At 65.6% G+C, this 14,497-nt stretch carries 9 protein-coding genes; 8 read left to right on the top strand and 1 reads right to left on the bottom strand.

The genetic code is table 11. The features are described 5' to 3' along the window. Positions 1-3: 3 nt before the first annotated feature. From cobN to ACOZJV_RS29255, 4 genes are all read left to right on the top strand, one after another. Positions 4-3,774, top strand: a complete 3,771-nt coding sequence (gene cobN, locus ACOZJV_RS29270; protein WP_421549059.1) for a cobaltochelatase subunit CobN — start codon at positions 4-6, stop codon at positions 3,772-3,774. A gap of 105 nt (positions 3,775-3,879) precedes the next feature. Beyond that, positions 3,880-4,887, top strand: a complete 1,008-nt coding sequence (locus tag ACOZJV_RS29265; RefSeq protein WP_078468755.1) for an ATP-binding protein — start codon at positions 3,880-3,882, stop codon at positions 4,885-4,887. A 53-nt stretch (positions 4,888-4,940) separates the two neighbouring features. Further along, positions 4,941-5,555, top strand: a complete 615-nt coding sequence (locus tag ACOZJV_RS29260; RefSeq protein ID WP_421549058.1) for a vWA domain-containing protein — start codon at positions 4,941-4,943, stop codon at positions 5,553-5,555. Between the two features lie 187 nt (positions 5,556-5,742). Next, positions 5,743-7,389 (top strand): phospholipase D-like domain-containing protein, encoded by a 1,647-nt coding sequence (locus ACOZJV_RS29255; protein WP_421549057.1) that lies wholly within the window; start codon positions 5,743-5,745, stop codon positions 7,387-7,389. 33 nt (positions 7,390-7,422) lie between these two features. Here the strand turns inward: ACOZJV_RS29255 and ACOZJV_RS29250 are convergent, their stop codons facing one another. Continuing rightward, positions 7,423-7,995 carry a LuxR C-terminal-related transcriptional regulator gene (locus ACOZJV_RS29250; protein WP_078468758.1) on the bottom strand — a complete coding sequence of 191 codons (573 nt, stop codon included), beginning with the start codon at positions 7,993-7,995 and terminating at the stop codon, positions 7,423-7,425. Between the two features lie 149 nt (positions 7,996-8,144). Here ACOZJV_RS29250 and ACOZJV_RS29245 point away from each other — a divergent pair, with 149 nt between their 5' ends. The 4 genes from ACOZJV_RS29245 (at position 8,145) to tssI (ending at position 14,497) form a co-directional block, all read left to right on the top strand. Further along, a complete protein-coding gene (locus tag ACOZJV_RS29245) occupies positions 8,145-9,323 on the top strand; it encodes an acetyl-CoA acetyltransferase (protein WP_078468759.1) in 1,179 nt (392 codons plus the stop codon). A gap of 2 nt (positions 9,324-9,325) precedes the next feature. Beyond that, a complete protein-coding gene (locus tag ACOZJV_RS29240) occupies positions 9,326-10,855 on the top strand; it encodes a class I adenylate-forming enzyme family protein (RefSeq protein ID WP_421549056.1) in 1,530 nt (509 codons plus the stop codon). Between the two features lie 42 nt (positions 10,856-10,897). Continuing rightward, positions 10,898-12,238, top strand: a complete 1,341-nt coding sequence (locus tag ACOZJV_RS29235) for an MFS transporter (protein ID WP_421549055.1) — start codon at positions 10,898-10,900, stop codon at positions 12,236-12,238. Positions 12,239-12,427: 189 nt separating this feature from the next. Continuing rightward, positions 12,428-14,497 (top strand): type VI secretion system tip protein TssI/VgrG, encoded by a 2,070-nt coding sequence (gene tssI / locus ACOZJV_RS29230; RefSeq protein WP_078468762.1) that lies wholly within the window; start codon positions 12,428-12,430, stop codon positions 14,495-14,497.

The raw sequence follows: 14,497 nt of genomic DNA, 5'->3' as shown, positions 1-14,497 counted from the left end.
CCCATGCACCTGCTCAGGACCCAGCCCGGCGGTTTCGTGTCGGATGACAACATTGCCGACCTTGGACAAACCCCCGCCGAGCTGGTGATCCTGTGCAGCGGCGACTCCAGCCTGGCGCTGCTGGCGGAGGCGGCCCAGCAGTTGCCGGACGACTTCCCGAGCTTTCGCCTGGCCAACCCGATGCAGGTGCAGAACCACGCCTCGGTCGACCTGTATGTCGACCAGGTGCTGCGTCACGCCAAGGTGATCCTGATTTCCCTGCACGGCGGCATCGGCTACTGGCGCTACGGCGTCGAACGCCTGGTGCAACTGGCCGAGCGCGGGGTGCAGCTGATTCTGGTGCCGGGGGATGACCGCCCGGACCCGGAGCTCAGCGACCTGAGCACGGTGCCGGCGGCCGCGCGCGATCGGCTGTGGCACTTCTTGCGCCAGGGCGGGCGCGACAACGCCCTGAATCTGTACCGTTGCCTGGCCGCCAGCCTGCTGGGCCGCGACTATGCCTGGGCCGAGCCGCAGACCCTGCCGCGCACGGCGATTTACCACCCCCATAAAAGCGCCGCGACCCTGAGCGATTGGCAGGCCGACTGGCACGCCGGACAGCCGGTGGCGGCGGTGCTGTTTTACCGCTCCCATCTGCAGGCGGCCAATACCGGGTTTATCGATGTGTTTTGCCAGCGTTTGCAGGCGGCCGGGCTCAACCCGTTGCCGATTGCCCTGGCCAGTCTCAAGGAGCCCGGCTGCCTGACGGTGGTCGAAGACTTGCTGGATGAAGTCGAGGCCGGGGTGATTCTGAACACCACCGGCTTTGCCCAGTCCAGCCCCGAGGCCCCGCATCTGCGGCCATTTCGGCGCAATATCCCGGTGATCCAGGCCATCTGCGCCCAGGACAACGAACCCGGCTGGCGCGCCAGCGAACAAGGCCTGGGCCCGCGCGACCTGGCGATGCACATCGCTTTGCCCGAGCTGGACGGGCGCATCATCAGCCGGCCCATCAGCTTCAAGGACCTGGCCTGGCGCAGCGAGCGCAGCCAGTCGGACGTGGTCTGCTACCGGGCCCAGCCCGAGCGCATGGATTTCGTCGCCGAACTGGCGCGGCGCTGGATCGAATTGGCCCGGGTGCCCAACGGGCAAAAGCGCATCGCGCTGATCCTGGCCAACTACCCGACCCGCGACGGGCGCATCGGCAATGGTGTCGGCCTGGATACTCCGGCGGCGGCGCTGAATATCCTGCGCGCCTTGCAGGCCGAGGGCTACCCGCTGAGCACCGAGCTACCGGCCAGCGGCACGGCGTTGATCCAGCAATTGCTCGGTGGCGTCAGCAATGACCTCGACAGCATCGACCTGCGGCCCTGCGCGCAAAGCCTGGCGCTGGACGACTACCGGCTGATGTTCAACGCCTTGCCCGAGGCCAATCGACAGGCGGTGCAAGCGCGTTGGGGCAGCCCGGAACAGGACCCGATGTTTCGCGGCGGACGGATGATGGTCGCCGGCCTGCGTTTTGGCCTGACCTTTGTCGGTATCCAGCCGGCCCGGGGCTATCAGGTCGACCCCAGCGCGGTCTACCACGACCCGGACCTGGTGCCGCCCCACGGTTACCTGGCGTTCTATTTCTGGCTGCGCCAGGCCTATGGCGCCCACGGACTGATTCACGTCGGCAAGCACGGCAACCTGGAGTGGCTGCCGGGCAAGGGTGTCGGGCTGTCCGAGAGCTGCTGGCCGGATGCATTGCTGGGGCCGCTGCCCAATATCTACCCGTTTATCGTCAATGACCCGGGGGAAGGCGCCCAGGCCAAGCGCCGGACCCAGGCGGTGATCATCGACCACCTGATGCCGCCCCTGACCCGCGCCGAAACCTATGGTCCGCTGCGCGACCTGGAGCTGTTGGCCGACGAGTATTACGAAGCCCAACTGCTGGACCCGCGGCGTGCCCGCGAGTTGCAGCGCGACATTCTCAAGCTGGTGCGGGAAACCCGCATCGACCGCGAATTGCAGCTCGACGAGAAACTCGACAGCGACGCCGATGCGGCGATCTGGCTGCCACGCCTGGACACCTACCTGTGCGACCTCAAGGAGTCGCAGATCCGCGACGGCCTGCACGTGTTCGGCGAATCGCCCACCGGGCGCCTGCGCCTCGACACCCTGCTGGCCCTGCTGCGCATCCCCCGCGGCGATGGCCGGGGTGCGCAGTCGAGCCTGCTGCGGGCCCTGGCCAAGGCTTTCGAGCTGGGGTTCGATCCGCTGGATTGCGCCCTGGCCGAACCCTGGAGCGAACGCCGTCCGCCGCTGTTGCAGCAGGTCAGCACTGAGCTGTGGCGCACCGCCGGGGATACCCGCGAGCGCCTCGAACTGTTTGCCGGACAGTTGATCGAAAGTGCCCTGCAAGGGCCGCTGGAGCAACTCGAGGAGCCGGGTTGGGCAGAGGTGAAGGCGATTATCGACGGCCTGCGCGACGTGGTCGCACCGCGCCTGGATGCCTGCGGCCCGGCAGAAATGCGCGGCCTGCTGGATGCCCTGGGCGGGCGCTTCGTGCCGGCCGGGCCCAGTGGTGCGCCGAGTCGCGGACGCCTGGACGTGCTGCCCACCGGACGCAATTTTTTCTCGGTGGACGTGCGCAACCTGCCGACCACCACCGCCTGGCGCATCGGCTTTCAGTCAGCCCATCTGATTCTTGAGCGACATCTGCAGGATCACGGCGACCACCTGCGCCAGCTCGGGCTCTCGGTCTGGGGCACGGCGACCATGCGCACCGGCGGTGATGATATCGCCCAGGCCATGGCCCTGATGGGCGTGCGCCCGGTGTGGGCCACCGGCAGCCAGCGGGTCGATGACTTCGAGATCCTGCCCCTGAGCCTGCTGGACCGGCCTCGGGTCGACGTGACCCTGCGGGTCTCGGGGTTCTTCCGCGACGCCTTCGCCAACCTGATCCGGCTGTTCGATGCCGCGGTGCAGGCAGTGGCGGCGCTGGATGAGCCCGATGACCTCAACCCGCTGGCGGCCAAGGTCCGCGCCGAGAGCCAGAGCCTGCTGGAGGCAGGGCTGGATGCCGACGCGGCGGCGCGCCAGGCCGGCTGGCGGATTTTCGGGGCCAAGCCCGGGGCCTATGGGGCCGGGGTCCAGGGCGCCATCGATGGGCGCCTGTGGCAAAGCCGCGAAGACCTGGCCGAGGTCTACCTCAATTGGGGCGGTTATGCCTACGGCGGCAGTGATGAAGGCACGGCGGCCCGCGAGCGGTTCGCCCAGCGCCTGAGCCAGGTGCAGGCGGTGCTGCAAAACCAGGACAATCGCGAGCACGACCTGCTCGACTCCAACGACTACTACCAGTTCCAGGGCGGCATGCTGGCGGCGGTGGAAAGCCTCAGCGGGGCCAAGGCCGCCAGTTACCATGGCGACCACAGCCAGCCGGACCTGCCGAAAATCCGCAGTCTCAAGGAGGAGTTGAACCGGGTGATCCGTTCCCGGGCGGCCAATCCGAAGTGGATCGAGGGGGTCAAGCGCCATGGCTATAAAGGCGCTTTTGAAATGGCCGCGACCGTGGATAATCTGTTCGCCTTCGACGCCACCACCGAACTGATCGATGACCACCAATACGCCTTGCTGGCTGACGCCTATGTGCTTGACCCGTCGACCCGCGAGTTTATCCGGCAGCACAACCCCCATGCCCTGCGCGACATGACCGAACGCCTGCTCGAAGCCCAGCAGCGTGGCCTGTGGCAAGAGCCTGGCGAGTACCGCGAGGCCCTGGAAAACCTGCTGCTGGACATCGAAGAGAGCTAGCCACACCTGTAGCCGCTGCCGCAGGCTGCGCTGTCCGGCACAAGCCACACACAACCAGCGCTCACCCCAATCTTTACGCACCCAGGCCCTGACCGAGACCCCGACATGAGCGATACCCCACATTTTCCGCTGTCCGCCGTGGTTGGCGCCGATGACCTGAAACTGGCGCTGTGCCTGACTGCCATCGATCCGAAAATCGGTGGGGTGCTGATCGAAGGGCCACGGGGCATGGCCAAGTCGACTCTGGCCCGGGGGCTGGCGGATCTATTGGCCAGCGGGCAATTTGTCACCTTGCCCCTGGGCGCGACCGAAGAGCGGCTGGTGGGCACCCTGGATCTGGATGCCGCGCTGGGCGAGGGCCGGGCGCAGTTTTCCCCCGGGGTACTGGCCAAGGCCGATGGCGGCGTGCTGTACGTCGATGAGGTCAACCTGCTGCCCGATCATCTGGTGGACCTGTTGCTGGACGTCGCCGCCAGCGGCACCAATCTCATCGAGCGTGACGGCATTTCCCATCGGCATTCGGCGAAGTTCGTGCTGATCGGCACCATGAACCCGGAGGAGGGCGAGCTGCGCCCGCAACTGCTCGACCGCTTCGGTCTGAATGTGGCGCTGGGTGGGCAGACGCCGCCGAGCGAGCGCGGGCAGATCATTCGTCGGCGCCTGGATTTCGACAGTGATCCCCAGGGTTTCTGCGAGCAGTGGGCGCCGCAGCAAGTGGCGCTGCGTGAGCGCTGCCAGGGCGCACGTGAGTTGCTGGGGCAGATCGCCCTGGACGATGGGGCTCTGGCGCAGATCACCGAGCGCTGTTTCGCCGCTGGGGTCGACGGTCTGCGCGCCGACCTGGTGTGGTTGCGCGCGGCCCGGGCCCATGCCGCCTGGCGCGGGGCAACGGCGATCACTGGGCAGGATATCGACGCCGTGGCCGAGTTTGCGTTGCGCCATCGCCGTCGCGACACCCCGCCGGCGGCGGCAGACCAGCCCCAATCTTCCCAGGCGCCGTCCGCGACGCAGCAGCAAGCCGCCACGGGCCAGGGCCAATGGGGCGAAATGCCGGCCCAAGCCCAAGCCACCGGCGTGCGCCGTGAAGTGCCGAGCTGGCCAAAAAAGCCCTAGGCATCCGCCCTCGCTCTGCCGCGGGGGCGGATGCCAGGCCCCGGGCAGGGAGGTTGGACCAGGGACGGCAGGGTCGGGGCCGGGCGGCGCCTGAGGGCACGATCAACTGGCCAGGGACCTTGCTTAAAGGTCGGCCACGGGTGCGCGAGGATCTGCTGTATCGCCTGCGCAGTCGCACGGCCCATGAGCTGTGGCTGGTGATTGTCGACGCCTCGGCTTCGACCCGCCGGCATTCGGCGCTGAGCGATGCCAAGGGGCTGCTGGCGCAACTGTTCGACGACGCCTACCGCCAGCGCGCCCGGCTGGCGCTGCTGACCGCCAGTGGCCGCACACCGAGCTGGCAGGTCCAGGGTTTGAAGGCTTCGGCGGATTTGCGCCAGTGGCTGGACGGGCTTGGCGCGGGTGGCGGAACGCCCTTGCTGCAGGCGCTGGAAGAAGCCGCGCAATGGCTGGCCCGGCGCCAATGGCGTTTTCCGGCAGAGCAGCAGCGGGTCTTGCTTATCACCGACGGCCGGCTGAAAAGCCTGCCGCCGCAGCCCCCCCTCAACTGTCCGGCATTGCTGATCGACATCGAGCGCGGCCCCATCCGCCTCGCCCGCGCCCAGCAACTGGCCACTGCCCTGGGCGCCGAATACCGTCATATCGACCTGCTGCTCCCAACCGCCTGACACAACTCCTGTAGCCGCTGCCGATAGGCTGCGCTGTCCCTCACAACCGCCGTAATTCACCTGACACGCCACGGCGTCTGTGCTGCCCAGCGCAGCCTGCTGGCTGCGGCTACGGGTGTCCGTCGCGGGCGCAGGCCGGGGAGCGGTTCAGGGGCTACGCTTGGTCCACCGTCACAGGAGTGAATGTATGCGGGTACTGGTGAGTAACGACAAGGATGATTTTCGGGTCAAGGCTTATGCCGGGACTAACGGGGTGTTGCTGGCCATGGACCTGGACCCCGCGCGGCGCAAGGGGTTGCTCGGGTTTGCCATTGAAAAGCGCAGCGCCACCAAGCCCTGGCTGTTTCTGTTCAACAGCCTGACTTTCCCCGGCAAGGCCCACAGTTTCCCTCAGTACAACGCCACGCCGAGCGATCAGGCGCCGCTGCAAAAATTTCGCTGGGCCGATTACGCGGTCAACCCCGGGGCGACCATGGATTACCGGGTGCACCTGGCCTATGGCAGCCCGGATGCGCCGCAACTGGGGGAGTCGCTGCAGGTCACGGTCACGGCCGATAACGGCCTGCCGCCGGGGCAGCGGGTGATCTTCAATCGAGCGGTGGCCGCCAGCCAGGCGTTTTCGCGCAAGTTTCCCGAGCTGGATGCGCTGATCAGCGCCAACAAGCACCTGCCCATCGAAGCCTGGCCCGAGGCGCCCCGGCAATGGCTGGAAAACGGCCTGCTCGGCGAGCTGCTGGGGTTTATCGAACGTGCGGTGGATGCGCACTGGGCGCTGGATATCGCGATCTACGAATACCAGCTGCAATCGGTCATCGACGCGGTCAATGCCGCCTTCGACCGTGGCGCCAGGGTGCGGGTGCTGTACCACGCCCAGCCCGGGGATGCGGACACGGCGCTGAATCAGGCCAATCTGCAGCACCTGCCGCCGGCCAATGCGCGCGGGCGGGTGACCCACAGCATTTTCCATGACAAGTTCATTGTCCTCAGCCAGCTCGACGCCAACGGCACGGCGCAGCCGGCCGCCGTGCTCTGCGGCAGCACCAACTTCACCGCCAACGGGGTCTACCGCCAGGCCAACGTGGTGCACGTGCTGGACAACCCCAGCCTGGCCGCGAGCTACCTGGAGGTATTCGAGCACATCTGGGCCGCCCCGGCAGACGTCGGCGCGACGCGCAAATGGCTGACCCAGCACAACCCGGTGCGGCTGGACACGCCGCTGTTTGCCGGGTTTTCCCCGCGCTCGGGGCAGGGCGACCTGCAAGCCTTTGTCGAGATCATCAACGCCTCGAAAAAGGACCTGCTGTTCGTCACCGCATTCACCCTGCCGGACATGATCCTCAACGCCTTGCTCGGCCAGCCCCACGACGACGTGCTGCGTTACGGCCTGCAAAACACCGCCAGCCGCATCACCGGTTTCCATGCCGACCGCAGCGCCGAGTTCGCCGCCACCGCATTGCTCAACGACGGCCTGGAAGGCTGGCTGAAGGAAGGACTGAAGGGCCAGAAGGGCAATTTGCTGGTGCACACCAAGGCCATCGTCAGCGACTTCACCAGCGACGCGCCGGTGATCATCAGCGGCAGCCACAACCTCAGCGCCGCCGCGAGCAATGGCAATGACGAGAACTTTCTGATCATCCGTGGCGACACCGACCTGGCGGACCGTTACGGCCTGGAGTTGCTGCGTTTTTACGAGCATTACCGCTTTCGCTATTACGCGAAGAAGCTGGCGCTCAAGCAGGTCCAGCCATTGGCGGTGGATGATGCCTGGAGTGACGATTACTACCGCGAGGGCGACTTGCGCCAGTTGTCGCGGCTGCGCTTTGCCGGGCGCTGAGGCCGCCCGGGGCCTGGCTTGGGCCGGGCCCGCTCAATTGACGAAAATGATCTTCGAGACCAGTTCCGCACTGTTTTTGGCTTGCAGCTTTTTCATCAGCCGCGCGCGGTGGACTTCCACCGTGCGGTGGGAGATCGCCAGTTTCTTCGCCACTTCCTTGCAGGTCAGGCCGTTGACGATATGCATCGACACTTCGCGTTCGCGGGGTGTGAGGTTGACCGTGGCGTGGTGCGGGCGGTCCATGCGCTCGAAGTGCCAGATCATCAGCTTGAACGGGTCGTCCAGGGTCAGGGTGTAGCCATGGGCCTTGGCCCAGAACACTTCGCCACTCTTGTGCTGCATGAAGCGTTCGTCGGAATAGGCGCAGCTGTTGCTGTTGAGCAACCAGTTGCGGCTGCGGTTGCCGATGGTGGTGTAGTCCGCCTGAGAGGGGTAGATCAGCAGGGTCAGGTGGCCCACGAGTTCTTCATGGGAGTAGCCGAACAGCTGCAGGAAGGCCTCGTTGCAGTCGAGCATCACCCGGTGGCCGGTGATCAGCTGCGGGGCGGGAGACATTTGGAATGCCAGGCGCTCAAGGTCATTTTTCTGTTGGGCGAAAGCGTTCATTGGGCATCCTGCCTCGATGTGAATTCGCAGTCGGGGTGCTGCTCCCCGGCGCGGCTACTTATCCATGTACGTAGTTGCACGAACTAGCGAGGGGTTCGTGCTGGAGGCATTGTAAGGAATGCCTGTGACAAGCAAAGAAGAAAATCGCCATGACCCATGATTCCGTATCCATCGTCGCCGCCGGACACACCCCCTTTGGCCGGCTGGACGGTCGCACCCTGGAAGACCTGATCGTCCAGGTCAGCCGCGAGGCCCTGGCGGACGCCGCCATCGATGCATCGGAGATCGATGCGCTGTTCCTCGGGCACTTCAACGCCGGGATGGTGCCTGATGCGTTCCCCGCGTCCTTGCTGATGCAGGCCGACCCGGGCCTGCGCTTCAAGCCGGCCACCCGCTGCGAGAACGCCTGCGCTTCGGGCTCGGCGGCGATCCAGGCGGGGATCAACGCCATCCTTTCCGGCGCCGCCGAGCTGGTGCTGGTGGTGGGGGCCGAGAAGATGACCCACAACTCCACGGCTGAGGTCACCCAGGCCCTGGCGGGCGCCGGCTACCAGAACGACGTCGAAGAGGCGGGGCTGAGTTTTCCCCAGTTGTTCGGCCTGGCCGCCGAGCAGTACCGCGATCGCTATCAGTGCCCGATGGCCTCGATGGCCGCCATCGCCACTAAAAACCACTCCAACGCCATGGCCAACCCTTTGGCGCAGATGCACCGGGTCATGGATTTCGAGCATTGCAACAACGTGTCCAAGAGCAACCCGTATGTGGCGCCATCGCTGCGCCTGACCGATTGCTCGCTGATCAGTGACGGCGCGGCGGCCATTGTGCTGGCCTCGTCCAAGCGCGCCCGGCTGTTTCGGCGTGATGTACTGATTCGCGCCGCGACCCAGGTCAATGACTTCCTGCCGATCGCCCAGCGCGACCTGCTGGCCTTCGAGGGCCCGCAGCGGGCGATTCACTCGGCGCTGCGCGGTGCCAGCCTGACCTTGACCGACCTGAGCTTTGCCGAGGTCCACGATTGCTTCACCATCGCCGAACTGCTGATTTATGAAGCCATGGGCCTGGCGCCCAAGGGCGAGGGGCATCGGGCCCTGGACGACGGCATCGTCCGCGCCGGTGGCCGCCTGCCGGTAAACCTGTCCGGCGGACTCAAAGCCAAGGGGCATCCAGTGGGCGCGACCGGGGTGTCAATGCACGCCCTGGCGTTCCGCCAACTGACCGGCGAGCCAATCGGGATCGCCGTGCCGGGCCCGGAGTTCGGGCTGGTGTTCAACATGGGCGGCATGGCGGTGGCCAACTATGCCTCGGTGCTTCAGGCACTCAGGGCCTGAGCATGAATATCGCCAACTGGTTACTGGATGCCGGTCGCCGCTGGCCCGAGCGCCCGGCGTTGTTCAGCGGCGCGCGGGCAGTGGCCGACTATCGCACCTTTGCCGCCCACGCCGCGCAGCGTGCGGCCGAGCTGGTGCAGCAGCACGGTATTGCGCCGGGCGAGCGTGTCGCGTTGTTCATGAAAAACAGCTGCCACTACCTGGAGTTGCTGTATGCCATCTGGTGGGCGGGCGCAGTGGCGGTGCCGATCAATAGCCGGCTGCACCCGGCCGAAGCCGCGTGGATCGCCGACAACGCCCAGGCGCGGCTGATCTTCACCGATGACGGTCAGGTGTTCGAGCCCCAGGCGCTGACGCCGCCGTGCCGGGAGCTGGCCCTGAGCGCCTGCGGGCCGCTGACCGAGAGCCTCGGCAGCCCATGCCCGCGTCAGTCCGAGGACCTGGCGTGGTTGTTCTACACCTCCGGCACCACCGGGCGCTCCAAGGGGGTGATGCTGTCCCACGGCAACCTCAGCGCCATGTCCCTGTGCTACCCGATCGATGTCGACCCGGTAGCCGCCGGGGATGCGGTGGTCTATGCCGCGCCGATGTCCCACGGCGCCGGGCTGTACAACTTTATTCATGTGCGCTGCGGTGCGCGGCATGTGGTGCCCGAGTCCCGCGGGTTCAAGGCCGAGGAGCTGTTCGCCCTGGCCGGTGAGCTAGGGCAGGTCAGCCTGTTTGCCGCGCCGACCATGGTCAAACGCATGGTCGAGCAGGCGCGGGCCCAGGGTTATGCCGGGGCGGGGATCAAGACCATCGTCTACGGCGGAGCCCCGATGTACCTCGCGGACTTGCGCGAAGCCCTTGCCACCTTTGGCCCGCGACTGGTGCAGATCTACGGCCAGGGCGAAAGCCCGATGACCATCAGCGCCTTGCCCCGCGAACTGATCGCCGACTGCGACCGCGCCGACTGGGCGGCCCTGGCGTCGTCGGTGGGGCGTGCCCACTCGTGCGTCGAAATCAGCATTCGCGACCCTCAGGGCGCGCCGCTGCCCGCTGGCCAGCCCGGTGAAATCGCCGTGCGCGGCGCCACGGTGATGCTCGGTTACTGGCGCAATGCGCGGGCCACCCGCGAGGCCCTGGTGCAGGGCTGGTTGTTGACCGGGGACATCGGCTACCTCGACTGCGCGGGTTACCTGACCCTGACCGATCGCTCCAAGGATGTGATCATTTCCGGTGGCAGCAACATCTACCCGCGCGAGGTGGAGGAGGTGCTGGCCCAGCACCCGGCGGTGTTTGAAGTTTGCGTGGTGGGTGAGCCGCACCCGCAATGGGGCGAGTCGGTGGTAGCCTTCGTCGTTGCGCGCGACGGCGCGGTGCTTGATCAACAGCAACTCAACGCCTGGTTTGTGCAGCGCATGGCCTCGTTCAAGAAGCCGACGAAGTACGTGTTTCGCAAAGAATTACCCCGCAACAGTTACGGCAAGATCCTCAAGACCGAACTGCGTCTGTCGTTGATGGAGGCGGTGAGCGTTTCAGCGACGCCTTGAGGCGTGTTTTTCATGGATAGCGACAAGACAGGAGTCCACACAATGGATCTGCAACAGAAAAACCCGGCCCGGCAACGGCGCCGGGCGTTTATCGGTGCCACGTCGGGGCACCTTATCGAGTGGTACGACTACGGCGTCTACGGCTTTCTCGCGGTGTACATCGGCAAGGCATTTTTTGTCTCCGACGACCCGACCACCAGCCTGCTGGCGAGCTTCGCCGCCTTTGCCCTGAGCTTTTTCATCCGGCCCCTGGGTGGTCTGTTTTTCGGTCCGCTGGCGGACAAGATCGGCCGGCGCAAGACCCTGATCACGGTACTGGTGATGATGGCCGGCTCCACCTGCCTGCTGGGGCTGTTGCCGACCTATGCCTCGATCGGGATCGCCGCGCCGATCATCCTGGTGTTGATTCGCTGCGTGCAGGGCTTCTCGGCCGGTGGCGAGATCGGCACCATCACCAGCTTTATTTCCGAGTACGCCGGACCCGGGCGCCGTGGGTTTGCCACCTGCTGGCTGATGGTCACCGCGGTGCTCGGGCTGTTGCTGGGCGGGGCGGTGGCCAATGGCATGACCTGGGCCCTGGGCGCGGACCTGATGCAGGCCTGGGGCTGGCGCATTCCGTTTCTGATTGCCGCGCCCCTGGGCCTGGTCTCGATGTACATCCGCCTGCGGCTCGAGGACAGCCCCGAGTTCCTGGCCCTGCAACGCGCCGGACAAACGTCCAGGGCGCCGCTGCGTGAGGTCTGGCAATGGAAGCGGGCGATTGCCCTGGTGTTCTTCATCATCACCTTGCACAGCTCGATCTTTTACCTGGTGCTGACCTTCGCCTCGACCTACATGTCGAGCATCCTCAAGTTCGACAGTGGCACCACCCTGTTGTACGTGTTCGTCGCCAGCTTCTCGGCGGCGTTCGTCATGCCGTTCGGCGGGGCCTTTACCGACCGCTACGGACGCAAGCCGTTTTTGCTGGTGGTCGGGACGCTGGCCACGCTGGCGATGTTCTGGTTCTTCAAGTCGGCCCCGACCGCGACGCCCACCTCGTTTTTCTTCCCGCTGATGGCGGTGGCGATTCTGTTCGGGCTTTACGCTTCCTCGACCTACGCCCTGATGAGCGAGCTGTTGCCGACGCGGATCCGCTCCACGGGCATCGCGGTGGCCTACAACATCCCGGTGGCAGTGTTTGGCGGCAGCGCGCCGCTGATTTCCACCTGGCTGATCAAGCTCACCGGTGACATCACGTCGCCCTGGTACTTCTACATCGGCACCGGTGTGGTGTCGCTGATTGCCCTGGTGGTACTGCGCCAGGACGACTTTGTGGCCCGCGCGGCCAGCGCCGAACCGCCTTTCGCCCCGGCCCCCGGTGCGCTGCTGACCCCGGTGCGCTGAAGACCTGCCGGACTCGGGCCGCGCCTGCGGCCTGAGTCACAAATCCTTGATTGTCTTCAGATTCTTCCTGGTCGATGTGGTTATAAATCTGGCGCTGGGTCCGTGCATTCTGAATAATGCGGGTTTGGGTGCACCCTGGGTCCCGCGGACCGACAGGGTACCGTCCCTCATCGTCAGGCAAGGATCGCAATGAATCTCACTCAGCAGGCCCGAGTGGTCAAGCTCATCAGCCCGTTGGGCGCCGATGTCCTGCAACTCGACCGAATGGATGGCAATGAAGCCCTGGGCCGTCCCTTCGAATACGAGCTGGCGCTGGTTTCCAAACACCATTCGTTGCCGCTGAACGCCTTGCTCGGCCAGCCGGTGAGCCTGTCCATCGAGCAATACGACGGCTCCCTGCGCTACTTCCACGGCATTGTCAGCCGCTGCGGGCAGACTGCCGGCAGTGGGCAGTTTGCCGGTTATCGGCTGTCGGTCCGACCCTGGCTGTGGCTGCTGAGCCGCACCTCCGATTGCCGGATCTTCCAGAACCGCACGGTGCCGGACATCGTCATGCAGGTGTTTCGCGACCTGGGCTTCACCGACTTCGAAGACGCCCTGACCCGCACCTACCGCGAGTGGGAATACTGCGTGCAGTACCGCGAGACCGCCTTCGATTTCGTCAGCCGCCTGCTGGAGCAGGAGGGCATCTACTATTTCTTCCGCCATGAGGCGGGGCGCCATGTGCTGGTGCTGGCCGACGACTACGGCGCCCACAGCACGGCGCCCGGTTACGCCAGCGTGCCGTACTACCCGCTCAAGGACCGGATCCGCGAGCGCGACCACATCTTCGACTGGCACCTGGACCACGAGGTGCAGCCCGGCTCCCTGGAGCTCAGCGATTACGATTTCCAGCGCCCCAGCACCCGTTTGGAAGTGCGCTCCACGGTGCCGCGCCCCCACAGCAACGGCGACTACCCGCTGTACGACTACCCCGGCGAATACGTGCAGGCCGAGGATGGCGAGCAGTACGCGCGCAACCGCATCGAAGCGATCCAGACTCAGTACGAGCGCATTGTCATGCACGGCAACGCCCGGGGCATTGGCAGCGGGCATCTGTTCAGCCTGACCGGCTACCCCCGGCTCGACCAGAACCGCGAGTACCTGGTGGCCACCGCCCGTTACCGGATCAGCCAGGAGGCCTACGAATCGGGCGCCGCCGATGGCGATTTTCAGTTTGAAAGCACCCTGGATTGCATCGACGCCACCCAGGTCTTCCGTCCGCTGCCGCTGACCCCGCAACCCCTGGTGCGCGGCCCGCAGACGGCGATGGTGGTGGGCCCCGCCGGCGAGGAAATCTGGACCGATAAATTCGGCCGGGTGAAGGTGCATTTCTATTGGGATCGCCACGACCGCTCGGATGAAAACAGCTCGTGCTGGATCCGCGTCTCGCAAAGCTGGGCCGGCAAGAACTGGGGCGCGATGCACATTCCGCGCATCGGCCAGGAAGTGATCGTCAGCTTCCTCGAAGGCGACCCCGACCGCCCGATCATCACCGGCCGGGTGTACAACGCTGAGCAGACGGTGCCCTACGACCTGCCGGCCAACGCCACCCAGAGCGGGATCAAGAGCCGTTCAAGCAAGGGCGGCACGCCGGCCAACTTCAATGAAATCCGCATGGAGGACAAGAAGGGCGAGGAGCAGCTGTTTATCCATGCCGAGAAGAACCAGGACATCGAGGTCGAGAACGACGAAACCCACTGGGTGGGCCGCGACCGTGCGAAAACCATCGACCGCGACGAGACCGTGCACGTCCACCGGGACCGCACCGAAACCGTGGACAACAACGAGACCATCACGGTCCACGCCAACCGCAAGAAGACCGTGGACCTGAACGAGACGGTGCTGATCGGCATGAACAAGTCCGAGACCATTCTCATGGCCTCGCTGCAGAACGTCGGCATGGGCCGCATGGAAAACGTCGGGCTCGGCTACAGCCTCAACGTCGGCATGATGATGAACACCTTTGTCGGCCTGAACCAGACCACCCAGATCGGCAAGAAAAACGTGATCTCGGCCGGTGAAAGCTATCACCTGGCGGTGGGCGGCAGCGACGATGGCTCGACCATCACCCTGGACGGCAAGAGCCTCAAGCTCGGCAGCCAGACCATCGAACTCACGGCCGACAAGGAGATCCGCCTGACCTGCGGCCAGAGCACGATCCGCATCACGCCCTCGGAGATCGAGATTCTCTCGCCGAATGTCGATATCAACTGCTAG

Origin of the sequence: Pseudomonas sp. QD4 (assembly GCF_049199125.1) — a bacterium.
GTDB lineage: Bacteria > Pseudomonadota > Gammaproteobacteria > Pseudomonadales > Pseudomonadaceae > Aquipseudomonas.
Note: the sequence above shows the minus strand (reverse complement) of the source record. Positions and strands in the feature narration are given on the sequence as shown.

Coding starts and splice junctions, on each gene's coding strand:
- cobN (WP_421549059.1), top strand. CDS start 4: ATGCACCTGCTCAGGACCCAGCCCGGCGGTTTCGTGTCGGATGACAAC.
- ACOZJV_RS29265 (WP_078468755.1), top strand. CDS start 3,880: ATGAGCGATACCCCACATTTTCCGCTGTCCGCCGTGGTTGGCGCCGAT.
- ACOZJV_RS29255 (WP_421549057.1), top strand. CDS start 5,743: ATGCGGGTACTGGTGAGTAACGACAAGGATGATTTTCGGGTCAAGGCT.
- ACOZJV_RS29250 (WP_078468758.1), bottom strand. CDS start 7,995: ATGAACGCTTTCGCCCAACAGAAAAATGACCTTGAGCGCCTGGCATTC.
- ACOZJV_RS29245 (WP_078468759.1), top strand. CDS start 8,145: ATGACCCATGATTCCGTATCCATCGTCGCCGCCGGACACACCCCCTTT.
- ACOZJV_RS29240 (WP_421549056.1), top strand. CDS start 9,326: ATGAATATCGCCAACTGGTTACTGGATGCCGGTCGCCGCTGGCCCGAG.
- ACOZJV_RS29235 (WP_421549055.1), top strand. CDS start 10,898: ATGGATCTGCAACAGAAAAACCCGGCCCGGCAACGGCGCCGGGCGTTT.
- tssI (WP_078468762.1), top strand. CDS start 12,428: ATGAATCTCACTCAGCAGGCCCGAGTGGTCAAGCTCATCAGCCCGTTG.